Here is a 20,666-nt window from a genome sequence, read left to right on the forward strand (position 1 = left end):
ATTGGGGCTATTTACGGTACTGGTCTATCAAGCGGGCCAATGCTCGCTGTGACTCCAGCTCAGGAAAGAATTCAAATAGAAGCTTATGCTTATCGAAATTCAAAATTAAAGCATTTTCTAAATAATTGTATGCCTGCTTGTATTTTCCTGCCGCCAGACTATACGCACAAAGCCTATAATGTAATTCAGACTCATCGGGTTGCAGCTCTACTGCATTCATCAGCAAGTCTATAGCTCCCTCATAGTTACCCTGCTCATATAAGATAATTGACCAGTTCAACCATATATCTTTATTCTCTGGCGCTATAATACTAGCCTGCTCGTATGCTTCTACACTAGAAATAATATTACCCAATTGATACTCCGCCGCGGCTAAAGCCAACCAATAATCCGAGTTGTCTGAAAAAAAGGAGATCGCTTTTCGGTAATAATGCACAGCCTCCAGCCACTTGCCCTGCAGGTCTAGAATAATACCTATTCCAAACCATGCCTCGTCCATTTCGGGAGCTAGGTCTATGGCTTTTTGGTAATACCTATGCGCCAAGTCCCACTGAGACAATTTTTCATAGCACTCCCCAATGTTGCAGAGAATATCAGCATTAGGTTCATCTAAGGCAGCAGCAGCCTGAAAAGCTTCAATTGCCTTAGAGAACTCTCCCAAGTACACAAAGTTATTGGCTAAGTTTACATGAGCGGCGGCAAAATCTGGTTTAATCAAAGTTGCGTATTCGTACGCCCCAACAGCTTGCTCGTAGTTGCCTAAGCGGCTTTGAGATAGACCTAAAGTGAACCACGCCATTGACGAATACGGGTCTGCGTCCACGAATTCCTGAAAGAAGGATACTACTCCTTCGCCATCACCGGTTATTTCTAAACAATATAACAGCTCCTGCAAAGCAAGTTCATTCTGAATGTTCAGCCGAAGACTTTTTTTATAGTACTTCATGGCGGCTTTGAACTTGCCCCAACTTTGGTAAGACAATCCTATGTTGAAATAGATATCATCTTTTACTTCTGACTGTTCTAATGCCAGCTTGAAACAATTAATGGCTAAGGCGAAATCTCCTTTTTGGTTAAAGATGATTCCTTTGGTCAGGTTTACATCTTCATTGTCAGGTTCTAACTGAGCAACTTCCTCCACCAGAACCAGTGCTTCATCAAACGCCCCTAGCATGGCCAGCACTTGTGCCTTATCTATCAATAGTTGCGTAGAAAAAGGGTACTGCGCTATACCAGCATTACAGGCCACTAAAGCTTGACTGTAATTAAAGCTATTGGCATAATAGTCTATGATCGTCTCAAAGTCTGAGAGATCAAAAAAGAAGGTTGTATTTGTTTCCAGCATCTGTTCAAACCTGTTCACCAGGTCCATGTCTTCGCCGGAAAGCTCATCAAAATTATCGTCCATCTACAGTTAAATCTCTTCATGGCGCTTTTTACTGCGCCTCCATTCTTCTTACCACCAACTACAATAACTGATCTAGCTTACATCTGTGCAGAAAGGCTTTGACAAGACCATTCAATGGTTTCGTGCAACGGCCTGAACTCCATTCCAGTGGCTTCTCTCACTTTTAAGTTGGTATAAAAATGTCTTTCTTGGGCGATGCGTGCTGTTTCTTTTGTAATCAAAGGCCTTTTACCAGTTACTCTTCCTCTTACAGCTTCAGCTCGCCATAGAATTTCCGTCATCCAATTAGGTACTTTTAGTTTGGGAGACTTTTTCCCCCAAACATTCGCCACTTCTTCAAAAAAGTTTTGGTACGTTTCATGATGCCCATTTATTATAAAACGTTCACCAAAGTGGTTCCCCTTCATCAGCAATGCTATTCCTTCCACTACGTCTCGTACATCTACAAAATTAGAATAACCATGAACGTAAAAAAGTCTCTCATCAGCCACATATTTAAATAGCTGTGTACTGCTTCTGTTCCAGTCACCGGGGCCAAGCACAATAGAAGGATTCACAATCACTGCTTTTAATCCTTCCGCAACCCCTCTCCACACTTCCATTTCAGCAAAGTGCTTTGAAATAGCATAAGAAGATTTTTCTGCAACAGATTCCCACTTGGATGATTCATCAATCACCTCCTGCCCTTTCTTCCTACTGATGGCCGCAATTGAACTTATATGACACAGCTTCACCTCAGGATGCATTAAGCAAGCATTTACTATGTTCTCAGTACCCTCTACATTAATTTGTTGCAGCAGGTTTACATCCTGCGGTGCATAAGAGACAAAACCTGCGCAATGATATACTTCATCCACTTGGCTTACTATATCTCGTAGCAATACTGAATCTAAGATATCTCCTTCTACCCATTTCAAGAGAGGGTGCCTAACAGAAGAAGGTGTTTTTCTTAGCAATCCAACCACTTCAAACCCTTGCTGCAACAACCTCTGTAACAGAAAATGGCCTATAAGGCCACTACCACCGGTCAATAAAACTTTTTTCAAACTAAAGAATCAAAGCGTAGGATTAAGAAGAGGTAACTGTAAAGCCTGGTTTAGGAGAGGTTCAGCCAATGTACGCTCTAAAGCTCTGGTGTGTCTCATGGAATGTGTATCTGTACCTAAAAACTCTACTGCTTTCCTCTGAATTAAATGCTTAGCTACTTCTTGAGCCGTTTTAGAATAATACCCACTCAGAGAATTCGTGTTAAGTTGAAACAAAACTCCAAGTTCTCTCAAAGCCATCAAATTATCTAACCTCCCATAGAAGTAAGTATATCGTTCAGGGTGAGCCAAAACTACAGTATATCCAGCCGCTTGTAACCCGAAAATTGCCTGTTGTAAAAAAGCAGGCTCATTCATGTAAGACGTTTCAAGAAGTAAGTATCTTCTCTCGCCCCCGAACGTTAGCAGTTCCTGCCCTTCTTCTAGCTTTTCAACAAACCATTCGTCTAAATAGTATTCCGCTGCGCAAGAAAGCTCCACTTCAATTTCATGCTCAGTTGCCGCTGCCTGCAACAGATGTAGCTTTTCACGAATTGATTCGGGAGTGTTTTTATAAAAATCTCCCATGATATGCGGAGTCATGCATAATTTTCTGAACCCCAACCGCTGTAATTCTTTTAACAGCAGAAGTGAATCATCTAAATTGGCGGCTCCGTCATCTAAGCCCGGCAGCAAATGAGAATGCATGTCCACTTCTAGTGTAGCATACGAAGAAAGTGATTCTTCCTTCCTCCCAAAAAGCTGCCTAAGGCTATTCCACATACCTATCGTTTAAAAAACGATTTCATTCTACTGCTAAAAGTAGGCTTCACCTCTTCATCATAGTACCCGTAGCCGTAACCGTACCCATAGCCGTAGCCATACCCGTAGCCATAAGAGTACCCATACATGTTTATACCTTGCGTATCGTTCAGTATAGTGGCCATGTTAGTTAAATGGTTTGTCTTCACTACCTTGTCTATGCCTTTTAAGAATGCTTTCTTAGAATAATTAGCACGAACAATAAACAATGGAACATCAGCCTTCCTCATAATCAAAACACCGTCTGTCACCAACCCTATTGGTGGGCTATCTACAATGACTACATCATAGTGCTGATGTAACTCCTGCAAAACTTCGTCAAATTTTGGAGACATGATAAGTTCTGACGGATTTGGTGGCGTTGGGCCAGCGGAGACAAAATCGAGATTCGGTATAGAAGTCTGCTGCATAGATTCAGCAACAGTGTGTTTCTCAATCAAGATTGTACTCATCCCCTTGATATTATCACCATCTAATGCAAGGTGCACCTTAGGCTTACGCATATCTAGGTCTAGCAGCGCAACCTTTTGTCCAGATAAAGCAATAATTCCTCCTAAGTTAGCCGCCACAAAGGTCTTTCCTTCACCACTAATGGTAGAGGTAATTGAGATTATCCGCTTTTTCTTAGCTGAACTCAGAAAATCCAAATTAGTTCTTATTGACCTGATTGACTCACTTAATGCAGATTTGGGATTTTGATTAACAACCAGTTTGGAAACAGGCATTTTCTCTTTACTGTAAGAGGGCACCACTCCCAGTACTGGCACTGTTGTGTTTCTTTCTAACTCACGTAGATTGGTAACAGTATCATGCAAAAGATAACGCGTAGCTATCAAACCTACCCCTAGAAATAAACCCGCAGCTAATCCAACCGCATAAACTAATAGAGCATTGGGATAAACAGGATTAGATTCATTCGGCAAGCTAGCTGGAGACAGAATCTGAAAATCTGGGGTAGTACCGGCCATGGCAATACCATATTCTACCCGTCTATTTAGTATCTGATTGAAGAACCCTTCATATATACCTAAAATACGCTCTAATCTGGCTCTTTCAGTTTCTTGCGCAGGAGCCTGTAAAATTTTACCGGTCAACTCACCTTGATTCCGATTTAAATTTTCTAGCTGCGCCTGTATCAGGCTCTTATTAGCACTAATTATAGCATTTATTTTATTCTGCGCAAAGCTCAACTGCTCTTCAATTGCATTGTCAGCGGCAGTGTTCCCTCTACTTGTCATCTGCACCATGCGTTGACGGGCCTGCAGATTACTAAGTTCTGTCAACTGCTGAGAAAGCTGCGGGTCGGTCCCCTGTTGCCCCTGCAAACCTGCCGCCACCATAGCCAGATCTTCGTTATTCCGAATCTTTGCCTGTATACTATTTAAAAGAGATAACTGAAAGCGCAGCTCCATGCGCTCTTTCTCTAGCTCCTGAATTCTTGACAATGACTCCTGCAGAGTAGATTTAATATCATAAGACTTGTTTTGCCTTACAAAGTTTTCTAAATCATCTTCTACCTTCTGTAAACTATCTTCTGTTTCTTTTAATTGGCTGTTTAAGAAACTAAGCGTCTGTTTGCTGGCTTGGTTACTTCTCTCGAGTTTATGCTGAAGATAAACGGCATCAATATTTTTAACTATATCTCTTGCTTTGTACCTGTTGTGATCTTGAAAAGAGATTTGAATAGTTTTCGATTCTGGATTTAGAATTGCCGTAGTCAACCCAGCATCTATATAGCTTTTTAATCTTTGGTTACTGTGAACAATGAAATAATATGTTTCTCCTACATGATTACTGTTAAAGTCTGAGGAGGTGGAAACAACTAAACTATTATTGGCCAATGTAAATGGTCCCCCAACAGTCGCAACCAAATTCTCACCCTCTTCGCCAATCTTTACCTCAACTTTACTAGGGGAGCTAAACTTGACATATATTTTCTGATCATAAAGATCAAAAGTAGCCGTGTCATAAGAAACAGTGAAGGGGCTTTCTTTATACAATTCTGCATCTAGTACTCTTGCTTCTACAAAATAGCTGACCTCCAGAGGCATTGTTTCCTTCAGCCTTTCATATACAATATCAGACTTAATAAGATCAACCTCACCCTGCAACTTACCAATACCTGATTCCATTTTGAGTCCGTTGCTCTCTAGACCAAGTACTCCTGCTTCAGATTGTTCATCTAACTTTAAGGTAGATGAAGACTGATATACTTTCTTTGTATATCTAAGAAAGAGGTATGACCCAGTAAGCCCTAAAAGCACAAGAAGCACCACCCATGGAATGCTTCGTCTTACAACATGCAGCAGGGTGACAAAATCAATACTTGTTCCCCCGTCACCTTCTTCGTCTTCTACACTACCCAATCGATGATCTAGCTCATCCAAATCATTGGTGGTCTTTACACTCATGTATTTCTAGGACTAATTAACTATATCTTTAATGACAATATAGGAGGTGAGCACATTGGTAACAGCACCCAACACTAGTAAGGCATCCCTTAAAGACTCATTGAATACCCTTCTAAAAGGCTCTACATAAACCACATCATTGGGCATTACCCGCAAGTTGGCTTTTTGAACCCCTGCAATAGTAGACAAATCAATTACTTGCACAATTGGCATTGGGGAAGCAATGTCTCTAATCAATCTAATGTTGTGAGCCTTACCATTTGCAGGCATGCCACCTGCTAAAGCCAGTACCTCTACCACATTCATGCTTTCATTAGGCAAAGGAATCACGCTGCCGCCTGTAGCACCTAACACCACTACCCTCCTATTTATAACTTGGGTATAAACATAGGTGTCTCTATAATAAGTTTCAAACCTGCTCTGGAATAAACTATCGGCTTGGGCAACTGTAAGTCCCGCTACAGGTAAAAAACCTATCATGGGCACTTTTACTTCCCCGTTTGGAAAAACTAAATAATCCTGTCGCTCTTGCTGTTGCCCAATTTGTTGGTTCCCCATTCTCCCACCACCGCCACTGCTTTGCATCAGTTCCTGGCGCAGAAAGTTGTTAGGGTCTACCAGAATTTCACCTTTGTTCGTGTAAAACCTAATGCTCAGAACATCATTTGACTGAATTTTATAATTACGATTGGCTTCTGCTGCAGCGGCTCTAAGCAACTCAGTATTTACATCCCCATCCGTTTGAAACATAATGTCTTGCCTATATACATTACAGGCACTCAGCTGCATAAGCAGCAATAAAGGCAGCAACCGTAAGATTGATTTCAATAAAGATGTAAGCATTTATATTGGGGAATTTATATTGAAATGTATAAATATAGGGCAAGTACAATTCAACCACAAAGTACGGCAAAAGTATTGGCTACGCCAAACTCAGGTGCTGCTGCCCCTTTACTTACTTATAGAATTAAAGTTGCTTCAATTTCATCCTCGCCTTTTCACTCTGCGTTTCCTATAGAACATTTTTACAGATCATGAGTATAGCAACACATTTAACTAACAAGCGTTAGCTTTTATAATTTGTTAACCTTAAATTTAAACGCACTAACTACAAGAAATAAAACACATGAACTTATCCTACAACGAAAATCAGCAAATGATAGCAGAAATGGTCAGAGACTTTGGCGCTAAAACCATAAAACCTGACATGATGAAATGGGATGAAACACAGGAATTTCCTGTTCATGTATTTAAACAATTAGGAGAACTCGGTTTAATGGGTGTGCTGGTGCCACAGGAATATGGAGGTTCAGGGTTCGGCTATGTTGAATACGTAACAGCCATTGCTGAGTTAGCTAAAATAGATGGATCTATTGGCTTATCTATGGCAGCACACAATTCCTTATGCACTGGTCACATTTTACAGTCTGGCACAGAACAGCAAAAGAAAAAATGGCTTCCAAAATTAGCTTCTGCCGAATGGATTGGTGCTTGGGGATTAACGGAACCAAATACAGGCTCAGACGCGGGAAACATGCGTACGGTAGCTGTTAGAGACGGGGATCATTGGGTTTTGAACGGAGCTAAAAATTTTATCACCCATGGTAAGTCAAGCAACATTGCAGTGGTAATAGCAAGAACAGGCGGAGTAGGGGATTCTCACGGAATGACTGCTTTTGTAATAGAAAAACCAACTGAGGGCTTTTCAGCGGGTAGAAAGGAAGACAAGCTAGGCATGAGAGCCTCTGAGACTACTGAATTGATTTTTGAAGACTGCAGAGTACCACATGAAAACATATTAGGCGAAGTTGGTGAAGGCTTTATCCAGTCTATGAAAGTACTAGATGGAGGACGAATATCAATTGCCGCCCTTAGCTTAGGCATAGCACAGGGTGCGTATGAAGCCGCATTAGCATATTCTAAAGAACGTCAGCAATTCAATAAACCAATTTCACAGTTTCAAGGAATTGCGTTTAAATTAGCAGATATGGCCACTGAAATAGAGGCCGCGGGGCTGCTAACCTATAGAGCTGCCGCCATGAAAGACAGAGGAGAGAACGTGAACAAAGAATCAGCCATGGCTAAATTATACGCGTCTGAAGTATGCGTAAGAGCGGCGAATGAGGGGGTACAAATCTTTGGTGGCTATGGCTACACCAAAGATTACCCGGCAGAAAAATATTACCGAGACTCTAAGCTATGCACCATTGGCGAAGGAACCTCTGAGATACAGAAACTTGTCATTTCCAGAGCCGTATTAAAATAATTGAGGATTATCTATTGACTCTGAATTTATTAGTCAATATCTTTGCAATCCTTAAAAGACAAGAGCCTTAATTTTAAACCATAATATGATCATCATTAACGTAAAGGATAACGAGTCTGTAGACAAAGCCTTAAAGAGATTCAAGAAGAAATTTGAGAGAACTGGTGTGTTAAAGCAATTACGCGCCAGAACTTTCTTCCAGAAGCCTTCTGTAACCAAGAGAAAGCAAAAAGAAAGAGCTATCTATAAGCAACAATTGTTTGCTACTGATAACTACTAGACTTTATTCTTAGAACTTACGTTGTAATTCCATAAATTAGTACTTTGCCGCAGCAACTGGCAGATACTGATTTATGGAATTATTTTTTAAGTACCTACAGTACGAGAAGCGGTTCAGCCCCCACACCCTCCTCTCTTATCAAACCGATTTACAGCAGTTCCAGGAATACCTAAAAGAGGTGTATGAGCTGGAAAATGTAAACGAGGTAACCCATGATATAATTAGGTCATGGGTAGTAGCGCTGGTTCAAAAAGATTTGGACAGCCGCACCATTCACCGCAAGATAGCTTCTCTCAGATCTTACTTCCGCTTTCAGGTAAAGCAGGGAGTAGTTGAGACAAATCCCACCCTAAGAATTAAAGCGCCAAAATTGGCGAAAAAATTACCAGCCTTCATTCCTGAAGATGATTTTACCAAGCTGCTGGACAAAATAGAGTTCACTGATGACCTTAAGGGGCAGCGGGAAGTTGTGATTCTTGAGTTGCTCTATGGCACAGGCATGCGCTTGGCAGAACTAACCGGCATACAACTTTCAGATGTTAATCTAGCTGCTAAAACTTTAAAGGTTTTAGGTAAAGGAAACAAAGAGAGGATCTTACCCCTGAATGGCTCCTTACAACTTGCTCTTGCTAAATATATTCAGCTAAGAACCGCTGCTTTTCCCAATAACAATTCTACATTTCTGCTCGTTACAGACAAAGGGGCACCCCTCTATCCTAAGTTTGTTTACCGTGTGGTAAAGAAGTACATCAGTATGGTGTCTACCTCAGCTAAAAACAGCCCGCACGTACTCAGACACTCTTTTGCCACGCATTTGCTGAACCGTGGGGCAGATTTAGGGGCCATAAAAGACTTGCTTGGGCACGCCAGCTTGGCCGCCACTCAGGTATACACGCATAACTCTATTGAGAAACTGAAAGCTGTCTTTGAAAAAGCCCACCCAAAAGCTTAATTGTTTCACCTAAAGTAGTTAACTATGAAACTGCAAATTCAATCAGTGCACTTTACCGCCGACCAAAGCTTGTTAGATTTTATACAGAAGAAGCTAGACAAGCTAGACACCTTCTTTGACCGGATTATTGGCGGCGAGGTTATATTACGTGTTGAGAGACCTGAAACACATGACAATAAAATGGTGGATGTAAAAGTCTATGTACCTGGTGCCACCCTATTTTGCAAAGAGCAGGCAGGAACTTTTGAGGCAGCCATTGATAAAGCAGAAGCCGATATGAAAAAGCAGCTCATTCGGTACAAAGAGAAAATACTCAGCCACCACTAAGCTGAAAAAATATTAAACATAAAAAAAGAGCCCCGTTTTGGGGCTCTTTTCGTTAAAATAGGTCAAAAACGAGATTATAGATTGAAAGCAGACTTTATTTTATCAACGTAATCCAGCTTTTCCCAAGTAAATGTTTCAAACTCTCGCTCTTCTACTTTACCGTTTACTGTGTAAGAAACTTTCTTCACGCCAGCTTCTCTACCCATGTGGCCATAAGCCGCTGTCTCAGAGAAAATAGGGTTCTGCAGACCGAAACGCTTTATGATATCATATGGCCTCATTTCAAAGAGCTCATTCACTTTCTGGGCTATTTCACCATCTGTCATAATTTCTCCGTTGGCGCCTTTTACTTTGGTGGTGCCATAGGTGGTCACATACAAACCAACCGGCTCAGCTACACCAATGGCGTAAGCTACCTGAACCAACACTTGATCTGCGACACCTGCCGCAACCAAGTTTTTAGCGATGTGGCGTGCTGCATAAGCGGCCGAGCGGTCTACTTTAGAAGAATCTTTTCCTGAGAAAGCTCCTCCGCCGTGAGCACCTTTTCCACCGTAAGTGTCAACTATAATCTTACGGCCAGTTAAACCAGTATCTCCATGAGGTCCACCAATCACAAACTTACCGGTTGGGTTGATGTGGTAAGTAATATCATCAGAAAATAGATCTGCGGTGCGTTGTGGCAATTTGTTTTTTACCCTTGGCAACAGAACATTCAACACATCATCTTTGATCTTAGCCACCATCTTCTTTTCAGCGTCTTTAGATGCTTGGGCATCATTTGCGTCTGAAAGCTCAAACTCATCGTGCTGGGTAGAAATAACAATGGTGTCAATTGTTTCAGGCACGTGATTGTCTGAATAGCGAATGGTTACCTGCGACTTGGCATCAGGACGAAGGTAGGTCATTTCCTTACCCTCTTTACGGATTGCCGCTAATTCTTTCAGCAACAAGTGTGAGATTTCTAGCGCCAACGGCATGTAGCTGTCGGTTTCGTTCGTAGCATACCCGAACATCATGCCTTGGTCACCAGCCCCCTGGTCTTCCGGATTTTCCCGTTCAACTCCTTGGTTTATATCACCAGACTGCTCATGTATGGCAGAGATGATACCACAGGCTTCAGCATCAAATTTATACTCAGATTTAGTGTATCCAATCCGGCGGATTACCTCTCTGGCCACCTTCTGCACATCTACATAGGCTTCGGATTTCACTTCGCCGCTTAACACTACTAAACCGGTTGTTACCAACGTTTCACAGGCAACTTTAGACTGAGGGTCTTGCTTCAGGAATTCATCAAGCAGCGCATCAGAGATTTGATCAGCTACCTTGTCCGGATGTCCTTCCGAAACCGACTCAGATGTAAAAAGATAAGGCATTTATTCTAAGGTTATGTACAAACAGAAACACATGCGTAAAAGCATGCGATTTGCAAAATTACTCTAATTGATGAAGATGCAAAAAATTAAAGATCTCAAGGGGACAAAACTCTTACCGCCTGTAAGCAGTGTGTTTTGGTGCTATTTTCTTAAAAACAGCTCCAAAACAACCAGCTACTACATAAATATCCCTTCAACCCCAGCAAAAACCTTTTTATTGTCTGCCCCGTTTCAAAACCATCTCACAATAGTTAAATAGTACTACCTGAACCATGAAAAAATTCATATGTGCCTTAGTGCTTCCTTTCGCACTTATATCTCAATCGTTTGCGCAATCTGAATCTCCTTATAAAACCTCATTTAAAGTAGATGCGCCAATCACAGCTGCCGGAGTTGGCCTTAGTGGCCTAGGCTTATACCTGATGCAGCAGAAAGAGCCGTTTACCGAATCAGAGGCAATGGCCTTGAGAAAAGAAGATGTGAACAGCTTTGATCGTTTTTCGGCAGGCAACCACAGCGAAAGCGCCAAGAAAATAAGCGATGTAATGCTTTACAGCTCTTTAGCGGCACCTGCTCTACTGCTTTTTGATCCTGAAATAAGTAGCAACGCCGGACAGACTGCGGTTCTATATGTTGAAACCATGGCTATTACCGGCACACTCTTCACTATGGCGTCGGCGGCGTTTCCTCGTGCGCGCCCTTTAACATATAGCCCAGATGTGGAAATGAGAGAGAAAACTCGCTCCAACTCCCAAAATTCTTTCTATGCAGGACATACTGCCGCAGTGTCAACAGTTAGTTTTTTTACGGCAAAAATTTTCCATGACTACAACCCTGATTCACCAGCACGCCCGTTTGTTTGGGCTGGAGCTGCTTTAGTGCCCGCTGCAGTAGGCTACCTACGTTTAGAGGCCGGAAAACACTTTCTGAGTGACAATATAATTGGGTACGGAGTTGGTGCAGCCGTAGGAATATTGGTACCACAACTTCATAAGAAAACCAACAACAGTGGTATCTCTTTGTTCCCTAGTGTGATTCCGGTGGCAGGCAGAGCAGTAGACGGAATTAGTTTACAATACAAATTTAATTAAGCTGGTGAAGCAGAGTATTCTAAGAATTGCTAGCGTTTTCTTACTGTTACTTGGGCATTTTAATGCAAATGCTCAGGCCGCAGAACCTTTATATAAAACGGATTGGATAAGAGATGGAGCCATTACTGCAGCCGGTGTGGGTATGGCAGTTATTGGCTCTTCGCTGATCTTGAACAAAGAACCTCTTACGGAAGCAGATTTAATCAGTCTAGATAGAAGGCAGGTAAATTCTTTTGATCGTTTTTCAACTGGCTACTACAGCAAGAACGCGAAAGACTTAAGCGATATTCCTTTTTACACATCTTTTGCGCTACCTCTTATTTTCTTGGCAGATGACCAAGCGGTGCCACAGGCCCCACAGATTTATCTTCTCTATGCCGAAGCTATTTCCCTGACAGGTGGTTTGTATGCATTAACTGCTGGTCTGACCAATAGAAAGCGACCAAATGTGTATGGAACAGATGTGCCTACAGAAGAGAGGCTTCATAAATATGCCACTAACTCTTTTTTTGGAGGGCACACTGCCGCCACAGCTACCGCCACATTTTTTACAGCTAAAGTATTTAATGACCTACACCCTAACTCGTCTTGGAAACCTGTGGTTTGGGGAGCCGCTGCAGCCGTGCCCGCGGCAGTAGGCTACCTTAGACTAAAAGCGGGGAAACATTTCTTGAGTGATAATTTAATAGGTTACGCCGTGGGTGCCGGAATAGGAATTTTAGTACCAGAGCTACACAAAAAAAAATAGTAATATAGGCTGGCGCCTCACACCCACTACTCGCTTAATTGCTGGAGAATCTATACAAGGCGTGGCCCTAACAAAACGTTTTTAACCTGTTTTACAGAAAACAGCTCCAAAACAGAAAAGGTCAGGCTGTAATTGCCTGACCTTTTCTGTTTTAATAAATTACCTCAGCCACTCTGTATATCTAAAAAGAGACTATGAAGTTTAATCCGTTTACAACTTCGAATCTGCTATTCATAAAGGAATTCTGCAGCCACCGCTACTTCTTTAGGTTAGTCTCAAAAAGTTTGAGTATGCGTTTGTATTCATCTGTCCAACTAGACGGTTCTACAAAGCCGTGGTCTTCTACAGGATAAACAGCCAGTTCCCAATTGTCTTTGCCTAATTCTATCAATCTTTGAGAAAGCCTGACCACGTCTTGAAAATGAACATTGGTGTCCACCATTCCATGGCAAATCAACAGAGCGCCTTGTAGGCCTTCCGCAAAATAGATGGGTGAACTGCGCACGTAAGCCAAACTATCTTGCTGCGGCTCATTTAGTATATTAGATGTGTACCCGTGGTTATAATGAGCCCAATCTGTCACAGAACGTAAGGCTGCACCTGCCGCAAACACGTCAGGCTGGGTAAACATGGCCATCAGGGTGATAAAGCCACCATAAGACCCTCCGTAGATACCTATCTTCTTCGGGTCTACTCCATATTTCTCTACCAGCATCTTGGCTCCATCTACATGATCGCTCAAATCTTTGCCACCCATGTGCCGGTAAATCCCAGTTCTCCAGTCTCTTCCATAGCCAGCACTGCCTCTGTAATCTATATCTAAAACGGTATACCCTTTATCAACTAATAAATTATGGAACATGTACTCTCTAAAATAGCTGCTCCACCACTTATGGGCATTTTGCAAGTAACCAGCACCATGCACAAAGATCACGGCCGGACCATTGGCAGTGGGGTTCTCTGGTCTATACAAGCGTGCATGCACCTGTGCACCATCTTCTGCATTATAAGTGATCACCTCTGGATCTCTCCACGGATACTGCTTGAATTCGTCTGTTACCGAGTTTGTAATTTGTACAGCCTTTGCCCCTGGTTTATTCTCCATGAGGTATAGCTCCCATGGCTTGTTTGAATATGAATAACGGACAGCCAGCATTTTTTCATCTGGTGAAACAGTCACATCATGAGCTCCAGTCATTTTAGTGATTTGTTCCATTTTGCCACCATTCAAGGGCATACGGTAAAAATGCTGCTCGCCTGGGTGAACTTGGTTTGTAGTCAAATACCAGTACTTTTTGTCTTTTGAAAGCTGCACCTGTTGTACTTCAAACTGGCCACTGGTTAGAGCCTTTTTTTGACCACTGCTAACATTGATAGTATATATATGGGCATAACCACTTTCTTCAGACACAAACCATATCCGTTCATTATCAGGCATCCAACCTATTTGGCCGGGGCCGTATCCATTTACCCACGCTTCATCATGCTGCCGGTCTAAAGTTGTTATTTCCCCAGACCTAGGGTTAAAACTTAATATCCAGCGATCTTTATTGTCTGCAGAACGTGCCACTAACACAGCCTTGCTTCCATCTGGAGAATAATAAGGACCAAATGCAGCAACTTTTCTATTTTCTGAAGTAGCTTTTCCACTCTTTCCCTCAGAATTAGTATCCAAAAATTCAGGCGTGTCTTTTATTCCAGGCAGGTCTTTAAAAGATACTTGGTAGGTAGTATCAAGCTGAGTATCATACAGCCACATTTCATATGTAGCTTGCGGAGAACCAACCTTGGTACGTGTGGGTATCTCTTCAGTGTAACCAGATGATGTAACATAATTGGGTACCTGTGCAATTTTTGAATTAGCTGGTCTTAAAGCCAACCGGTACGTTATGTACCGTTGATCAGGGCTAAGCACCACGTTATCTACTGACTTGTCTTCAGTGTAAATTTCTTTAGGATTACTTTTTCCTATGGCTGCGCGTTGTGCTTGGCGGTTCTGATTTTGCTCTTCCCGCTTTTTTATAATCTGGAGCAATTCAAGTTGTTGCTCTTTTAAGAATTTTTCTTGTTGACTTTTAGTCTGGTCAGGAGAGCTAGGTTTTCTACCTCTTCTAAAATCGGTAAGCTGGTTAATTTCTCCGCTACTCATATCCCAGAGGTACAGATTATTATCTTTCAAAAAAGAAACCTTCTTCTCATCATGGGTGAAACCCGGTGAACTTTCACGCTCAACAGTGTTGGTGATTTGTTTAATGTGACCGCTTTTCACATCAACAAGAAACAAGTCCCCTCCCCTTTCATAAATGCGTAAAGTTTGGCTCTTATTATAGGTACCTCCAGGCGCGGCAAGACTTATCCGCTGATTGGCTGGTACCTTTGATATTTTCTTATTATTGATTAAGACCACGTACCGGGAATCTCCCTTGGCTTTTTCAGGATTCCATTGAAAATAAACTGATTTACTGTTGTCGTCCCAATAAATGTTGCTTGGTGAAGTCCCAATCCATTGGGCTGGGTCTTGCATGATCTTTTCAACCGTAAGAACAGGTTTTGTTTGTGCTAAACTTTGTTTCAAAGAACCCAAAGCAAAAATCAGCAACAGGAAGGATCTTGTAAAAAAATTCATGAATGTCTTAAAAGTCTTGTTTAGTAAGATTAAGGGAGGTACTGATATGTGAAATTAAAAAAGACTAGAAATATAATAACATCATATTGTTAGTAAAGCTGTTTTAGAAACTGTTTGCCAAAAGCAAACCTACATCTTAATGCTTAGCATTGTACTGACTACAAAAAACAATAGGCCGCACCTTTGGTGCGGCCTATTGTTAAAACATTTCATATAACTAATGCTTATAATTAAGCAATAGCCAACTTAATCATTCAAAACAGGATTGTTCAGAACTTCAGCCTGAGGAATATCAAAAGTCATTTCATCAGAATCCCAAGCAAAAGAGTTTCCAGCCTCAAACAAGTGATTAGAGCCTCTTTTAACCGTTCTCTTATTTCTTTTAAGGGAAAGGTAAGATTTACCTTCACCCCAAAGTTCAATACGGGTCTGCAGGTGTATCTCATCTTTCAGAGCTTGACCGCTCAGATCGTCTACATAAGCATAATCAGACGCCGAAGTAAATCTTTTTGCCAATAAAGTTTTAAGCATTTCTCTGGCTGGCCCATCTTGATTCAATCTTGCCTTGGCTTCTGCATTCAGCAAAATCATTTCTTCCAGACGCATGTATACATAGTCAGTTTCCATGAAACGCTGCTTACCAATTACCCTGTCTGGGTGAAAGAATTTGTTTCTTGGCTGCAAGTTTGTGGCATGAAACTGTCCTTTTCTGATATCACCTGGACGAATGGCGTCATAAAGGCTACGATCAATAGTCTTAGGGTCACCTGCCCATGCATAGCTGTAGGAGAAAACATCCACTTGACCCCACCAAGAGATCAGGTTAAGCCCATAATCTAATACTAGGTCCATTCCCCAAATCCAGCTAGGAGCAGCCACATTATTGAAGCCAGCAGTTGTACGGTTCGTGATTTGACCCGCTGCGTCAAATTGAGCAACTACTTCATTAGGGTTAAGCACACGGTAAGTAGAGGCAGAAATGATGTCATTCGTAAGAGTTACCACACGCTGTAAATCAGCCTGAGAACCACGAGCGGCTAATACATAAGCTAACAACCCTTTTGCAACATGCTGATCTACTTTGTTTTTAGTATCTCTTGTATATCCTTCAAGTGCAACAATAGCAGCCTCTAGGTCACTAACCATCAGATTGTATACTTCTGCTGAAGTACTTTTAGGCTGATTAGGCATTGAGGTTGAAGTATACACAGGTAAGATCTTCTCTGTACCATCTCCGTATCCCTTAGAGTAGAACTGCGCCAGGTAGAAATAAGCATAGGCGCGCATAGCTTTTGCCTGCCCCATCAGCTGCTTCGTATTAGTATCTGGTTGAACAGCATCATTTCCACCCAAAAGATCTATAAGAGTATTGGCAGAACGAATAACTCTATAGTAGTATCTCCAAGGGGTATAAGTTTGGTTAACTGTAAAGTCTTTCGTAACCTGATATCTAGCTATACCAGAATACCAGCCATAGGTAGTACCCGCCAATACCATATCAGAGGCAAGCATATCGGCGAAAATATCAAATCCTTTCTGCCCAAAGTCATCATGCCCGGTGGTACCCCCAGTACCGGGAGTATACATGGTTGAGTAAAGGCCAGAAACAAATGAGTTATACAAAGTAGGGTCCGTTTTGGCTGCTTCCCTTATTTGCTCAAGCGATAGTTGTTGGGTCGGCTTTTCCTCCAAGAAATCTTCTTGGCAACCGGAAGCAAAAACTGTAAGAACAGCTAATGCCACTGTATATAATTTCTTTTTCATTTTAATTAGATTTTAATTCTTAAACCAGCTGTAACAGTTGACAAAGGTGAGTAGCGGTATGTACTAGAACCACCAGTTTCAGCTGTAGATGGATTAAATCCTTGACGGGCACTATTCAACCACAAGTTATCACCAGATACCCAAACAGATAAACCTCCTACTTTAAATCTGCTAGTTAAGCTTGCAGGCACAGTATAACTTAACCGTACGTTGTTCAAAGCCAAGTAATTTGCTTTTGTCAAGAAGCGGGTAGAAACTGAACTTACGTTTGCATCTCTCTGGTTTGATAGGCGAGGTACCCCATTTCCTGGGTTCTCCTCACTCTGCCATCTGTCAAGAATATCTACGTGCCAGTTGTTGCTACCCACAACGCCACTGTGCATTAAGCTAGCGTAGGCACCATCATATGCATAGCCACCAAAGCTATAAAGCATTTGTACATTAAGATCAAAGCCTTTGTAACCGGCTGAAAGGTTTACACCACCTCTAACATCTGGAATTGGTGATTTCCCTACATATTTCTGAGTAGCCTCAGAGTATACTTTGGTTGTACCTACCATGATGTTTCCAGCTTCACCAGGATTCTTAGAAAGGTAATCAGTTAAGCTTTGAATTTGCTCACCTGTGTTAAAGGCACCATCTCCATTGGCATCAATGTAATGAACAGTCCAAGTGCTCTTTCCGTCTGTCGGATCAACACCAGAAAACTCTCTCATATAAAAATCAAAGATAGAGTGGCCTTTTGACCAGCCATAGCTGCCTTGCACATCTATTGCCTTAGGTTGACCTGTTGAAGCATCAAGCGGCATCTGTGTGATCTTATTAGTGAAGATCTCTCCGTTTACATTTAAATCAAGACGGAAATCTGAGGTTTTTAAAATATGGCCTGTTAAATCAAATTCAAAACCCTTGTTCTGCAATTTACCATCATTAGATACAATAAGAGCGTAGCCAATAGAAGGGCCAGGTCTTACCTGGAAAATCAGGTCTTCAGTATTCTTAACATAGTATTCAAATGAACCTGTTAAGAATTTGCCAATTTCAAACTCCACACCTGTCTGAAACATCTCAGAAGACTCCCAAGTCAAGTTAGGGTTACCCACACTGCTTTCAGAGAAGGCTGGTTGGTTACTTACGTTGTTAACGTTGTACAGATCGTAGCCTGAATAAGAACCTACACCTGCCTGGTCACCCATGATACCGTAGCTAGCCTTCAGTTTCAAGGAGCTTAACAAAGGAAGGCTTCTCATGAAATCTTCGTTAGATACTAACCAAGCTGCTCCTACTGATCCAAAAGTTCCCCATTTTTTGTTCAAGAATTTAGAAGAACCATCTCTTCTTAAAGTTGCTGACAAAAAGTAAGTCTTATCAAAGTCATAATTCAGTTGCCCGAAATAGCTTTCTAAGGTATTTCTGATCGTGTAAGAGTTTTGGGTTGGGTTCTTAACAATTGTATTGCTTAGTTCCAAAATGTTAGGATCTACTAATCTGTAGCCTGAAGCAAAGAATGTATTTTGCTCGTAATCAGTAGCTTCATGAGCAACTAAAGCTTCAAATCCATGTTGTCCAAAAGATTTTGAATAACGCAACAGGTTCAACAAGTTGTAGGAGAATCTGTCTGTTCTGGTTAAGCCCAGAGAACCCACTTGCCCAGCAGAAGAACCATAGAATTTATTGTTCAACCAACCATACTTATTGTGGAAGTATTGTACACCTATTCTGTTTTCAAAAGTTAGACCTTCAACAATTTTGAAATCTAAATTTGCGTTTCCGTTGATTTCATCACGATTGTCTCTTCTGGTATTATAGGTAGCATCAGCGATAGAGTTTGTTAATCCACCGAAGCCACGAGCAAAATCACCTTCAGCACCATAATCATACACAAAAGAACCAGGATAATAAGGGTCAGGAATCCGAGCTCCACTAGCATCTCTTTTAAATAGAGGATAAATAGATGGCATGTTATCAACAAACCAGAAAATACTTCCAGAGTCTTCTGTCTGTCCACCAGTATTGGTTTCAGATCTTGCGTAGTTGAAGTTGATACCACCAGTCAACCATGAAGTAACTTCTTGTCTTAAATTTAAACGAGCTGTTATACGCTCATAATCTGACTTGATAGAATAACCTTGGTCATCTAAATAGCCAAAAGAGGTATAATAGCTAGTTCTTCCTGAAGAACCTCCTAATTTAACGTTGTACTCTCTGCGAGCTGAATTCTGGAAGGCATAGTCTTCCCAGTTCTCCGGATCATATTTTCTTGTAACTCCTGGACGAACGGTTCTGGTGGCTGGATCAATCAATTCACCACCATTGGCCACATTCCACATGTTGTAACCTGTTCTTACACCACTTGCAGAAAACAAATTTGCGTTTGCGTAAGCAATACGCTCAGCATCTGTACCTGAGTTAGGATAATTGTAAAGACCTTCCCAACCTAACGCAATGTATTGTTCAGGAGATTTAATGGTTTCATAACGCGGCAATAAAGCCATGTTTGTACCAAAGTTAGCATCAGCTTCAATGAAAGACTTTCTACCTCTTCCAGATCTAGTAGTGATGAGCACCACACCGTTAGCACCTCTAGAACCATAAATAGAAGTTGCAGCGGCATCTTTTAATACAGTGGTAGACTCAACGTCAGCAGGATTGATGGAATTAAGACCTCCAGAGAAAGGAACCCCGTCAACTACGTACAATGGATCGCGGTTACCGTTCACAGAACCCAGACCTCTAATACGAATAGTAGCCACCGTACCAGGTTGTCCACTGGTGTTAATTACTCTTACCCCTGATACCTCACCAGCTAAGGCTTGAGACACGTTTGCTACATTCTTTCTATCCATCACTTCTCCGTCAACTACTTTTGCAGATCCCGTGAATGATTGTTTAGTTGTAGTACCGTACCCAACAACTACTACTTCCTGTAGTGCCTCGGCGTCAGTTCCTAATTTAACATTAACTGTAGTTTGGTTTCCTACAGCCACTTCTTGATTTACATATCCGATAAAGGAGAATACAAGGGTTCCGCCAGAGGACGGAACAGAGATTGAATAGCTACCATTAACATCCGTTGGTGATGCGGTGGTGGTACCCTTGAGTTGCACAGTGACGCCAGGCATTCCCTCTCCTGTTTGTGCGTCAGTCACTCGTCCTGTTACAGTTCTACTTTGTGCCCACGCTTGCGTAGCAAGCACGAACAACAAAGCAATACTGAAAAGTAAAGCTTTCTTCATGTGGTTTTGGTTGTTTGTTTGTAGAGATGATAAAGATTGTTAACCAAATTTAACAATCACTTCAACATTAACAAATATTTAACATAAAACTTTTGGATATAACAGAATAAAACTGAGGGAATTTCGTTGTGTCTGTTCTTGTAAATTTTTATATTCCTATATGAAATATAACTCAACCATCATAATTGGCCGTAATTCTTAAAATAATTTTAAATCCATTGTTTTGTTTAAAAGATTATTTAATTCTTCAACTGTTAATATTTTCTTAAAATTCTATATACTAAAAAAAGGAGAAGGCCATCCAGTACTGGATGGCCTTCTCCTTTTTTTA

General features: G+C 41.5%; 15 protein-coding genes. 6 read left to right on the forward strand and 9 right to left on the reverse strand.

The features are described from left to right. Positions 1-7: 7 nt before the first annotated feature. The 5 genes from A8O23_RS06215 to A8O23_RS06235 all read right to left on the reverse strand — a co-directional run bounded on the left by A8O23_RS06215 (position 8) and on the right by A8O23_RS06235 (position 6,416). Entirely contained in the window at positions 8-1,408 is a 1,401-nt protein-coding gene (locus A8O23_RS06215) for a tetratricopeptide repeat protein (protein ID WP_066618187.1), read from the reverse strand. A gap of 77 nt (positions 1,409-1,485) precedes the next feature. After that, positions 1,486-2,454 (reverse strand): NAD-dependent epimerase/dehydratase family protein, encoded by a 969-nt coding sequence (locus A8O23_RS06220; RefSeq protein WP_066618189.1) that lies wholly within the window; start codon positions 2,452-2,454, stop codon positions 1,486-1,488. A gap of 9 nt (positions 2,455-2,463) precedes the next feature. After that, positions 2,464-3,216: a tyrosine-protein phosphatase gene (locus A8O23_RS06225; RefSeq protein WP_066618193.1), complete on the reverse strand. Its 753-nt coding sequence runs from the start codon at positions 3,214-3,216 to the stop codon at positions 2,464-2,466. Between the two features lie 2 nt (positions 3,217-3,218). Beyond that, on the reverse strand, positions 3,219-5,666 hold the full coding sequence (locus tag A8O23_RS06230) for a GumC family protein (RefSeq protein WP_066618196.1): 2,448 nt from the start codon (positions 5,664-5,666) through the stop codon (positions 3,219-3,221). Between the two features lie 12 nt (positions 5,667-5,678). Further along, positions 5,679-6,416: a polysaccharide biosynthesis/export family protein gene (locus tag A8O23_RS06235; protein WP_239693351.1), complete on the reverse strand. Its 738-nt coding sequence runs from the start codon at positions 6,414-6,416 to the stop codon at positions 5,679-5,681. A gap of 376 nt (positions 6,417-6,792) precedes the next feature. Between A8O23_RS06235 and A8O23_RS06240 the strand changes: the two genes are divergently transcribed. From A8O23_RS06240 to hpf, 4 genes are all read left to right on the forward strand, one after another. Beyond that, positions 6,793-7,932, forward strand: a complete 1,140-nt coding sequence (locus A8O23_RS06240) for an acyl-CoA dehydrogenase (RefSeq protein WP_066618199.1) — start codon at positions 6,793-6,795, stop codon at positions 7,930-7,932. An 85-nt stretch (positions 7,933-8,017) separates the two neighbouring features. After that, on the forward strand, positions 8,018-8,212 hold the full coding sequence (gene rpsU, locus A8O23_RS06245) for a 30S ribosomal protein S21 (protein ID WP_066618217.1): 195 nt from the start codon (positions 8,018-8,020) through the stop codon (positions 8,210-8,212). Positions 8,213-8,285: 73 nt separating this feature from the next. After that, positions 8,286-9,164, forward strand: coding sequence for a tyrosine-type recombinase/integrase (locus A8O23_RS06250; protein ID WP_066618223.1), 879 nt, complete (start codon positions 8,286-8,288; stop codon positions 9,162-9,164). 24 nt (positions 9,165-9,188) lie between these two features. Beyond that, positions 9,189-9,491: a ribosome hibernation-promoting factor, HPF/YfiA family gene (gene hpf / locus A8O23_RS06255; RefSeq protein WP_066618224.1), complete on the forward strand. Its 303-nt coding sequence runs from the start codon at positions 9,189-9,191 to the stop codon at positions 9,489-9,491. A gap of 74 nt (positions 9,492-9,565) precedes the next feature. Here hpf and metK read toward each other — a convergent pair whose 3' ends face one another. Further along, positions 9,566-10,870 (reverse strand): methionine adenosyltransferase, encoded by a 1,305-nt coding sequence (gene metK / locus A8O23_RS06260; RefSeq protein ID WP_066618236.1) that lies wholly within the window; start codon positions 10,868-10,870, stop codon positions 9,566-9,568. A gap of 272 nt (positions 10,871-11,142) precedes the next feature. On the opposite strand from metK, the gene A8O23_RS06265 reads away from it, so the two are divergent. Next, positions 11,143-11,961, forward strand: a complete 819-nt coding sequence (locus A8O23_RS06265; RefSeq protein ID WP_066618237.1) for a phosphatase PAP2 family protein — start codon at positions 11,143-11,145, stop codon at positions 11,959-11,961. A gap of 4 nt (positions 11,962-11,965) precedes the next feature. Then, positions 11,966-12,709: a phosphatase PAP2 family protein gene (locus A8O23_RS06270; protein WP_074988327.1), complete on the forward strand. Its 744-nt coding sequence runs from the start codon at positions 11,966-11,968 to the stop codon at positions 12,707-12,709. A 256-nt stretch (positions 12,710-12,965) separates the two neighbouring features. On the opposite strand, the gene A8O23_RS06275 is transcribed toward A8O23_RS06270, so the two are convergent. From A8O23_RS06275 to A8O23_RS06285, 3 genes are all read right to left on the reverse strand, one after another. After that, entirely contained in the window at positions 12,966-15,335 is a 2,370-nt protein-coding gene (locus tag A8O23_RS06275) for a S9 family peptidase (RefSeq protein ID WP_066618239.1), read from the reverse strand. A gap of 246 nt (positions 15,336-15,581) precedes the next feature. Continuing rightward, on the reverse strand, positions 15,582-17,099 hold the full coding sequence (locus A8O23_RS06280; protein WP_066618241.1) for a RagB/SusD family nutrient uptake outer membrane protein: 1,518 nt from the start codon (positions 17,097-17,099) through the stop codon (positions 15,582-15,584). Between the two features lie 5 nt (positions 17,100-17,104). Next, on the reverse strand, positions 17,105-20,335 hold the full coding sequence (locus A8O23_RS06285) for a SusC/RagA family TonB-linked outer membrane protein (RefSeq protein ID WP_066618243.1): 3,231 nt from the start codon (positions 20,333-20,335) through the stop codon (positions 17,105-17,107). Positions 20,336-20,666: the final 331 nt, after the last annotated feature.

The sequence above is a fragment of the Rufibacter roseus genome (genome assembly GCF_001647285.1).
Classification (GTDB): Bacteria; Bacteroidota; Bacteroidia; order Cytophagales; family Hymenobacteraceae; genus Nibribacter; species Nibribacter roseus.

What these genes read in the sequence shown, in the direction of transcription:
- A8O23_RS06215 (WP_066618187.1), bottom strand. Translation starts at nt 1,408, where the DNA reads ATGGACGATAATTTTGATGAGCTTTCCGGCGAAGACATGGACCTGGTG.
- A8O23_RS06225 (WP_066618193.1), bottom strand. Translation starts at nt 3,216, where the DNA reads ATGTGGAATAGCCTTAGGCAGCTTTTTGGGAGGAAGGAAGAATCACTT.
- A8O23_RS06230 (WP_066618196.1), bottom strand. Translation starts at nt 5,666, where the DNA reads ATGAGTGTAAAGACCACCAATGATTTGGATGAGCTAGATCATCGATTG.
- A8O23_RS06235 (WP_239693351.1), bottom strand. Translation starts at nt 6,416, where the DNA reads ATGTTTCAAACGGATGGGGATGTAAATACTGAGTTGCTTAGAGCCGCT.
- A8O23_RS06240 (WP_066618199.1), top strand. Translation starts at nt 6,793, where the DNA reads ATGAACTTATCCTACAACGAAAATCAGCAAATGATAGCAGAAATGGTC.
- rpsU (WP_066618217.1), top strand. Translation starts at nt 8,018, where the DNA reads ATGATCATCATTAACGTAAAGGATAACGAGTCTGTAGACAAAGCCTTA.
- A8O23_RS06250 (WP_066618223.1), top strand. Translation starts at nt 8,286, where the DNA reads ATGGAATTATTTTTTAAGTACCTACAGTACGAGAAGCGGTTCAGCCCC.
- hpf (WP_066618224.1), top strand. Translation starts at nt 9,189, where the DNA reads ATGAAACTGCAAATTCAATCAGTGCACTTTACCGCCGACCAAAGCTTG.
- metK (WP_066618236.1), bottom strand. Translation starts at nt 10,870, where the DNA reads ATGCCTTATCTTTTTACATCTGAGTCGGTTTCGGAAGGACATCCGGAC.
- A8O23_RS06265 (WP_066618237.1), top strand. Translation starts at nt 11,143, where the DNA reads ATGAAAAAATTCATATGTGCCTTAGTGCTTCCTTTCGCACTTATATCT.
- A8O23_RS06275 (WP_066618239.1), bottom strand. Translation starts at nt 15,335, where the DNA reads ATGAATTTTTTTACAAGATCCTTCCTGTTGCTGATTTTTGCTTTGGGT.
- A8O23_RS06280 (WP_066618241.1), bottom strand. Translation starts at nt 17,099, where the DNA reads ATGAAAAAGAAATTATATACAGTGGCATTAGCTGTTCTTACAGTTTTT.
- A8O23_RS06285 (WP_066618243.1), bottom strand. Translation starts at nt 20,335, where the DNA reads ATGAAGAAAGCTTTACTTTTCAGTATTGCTTTGTTGTTCGTGCTTGCT.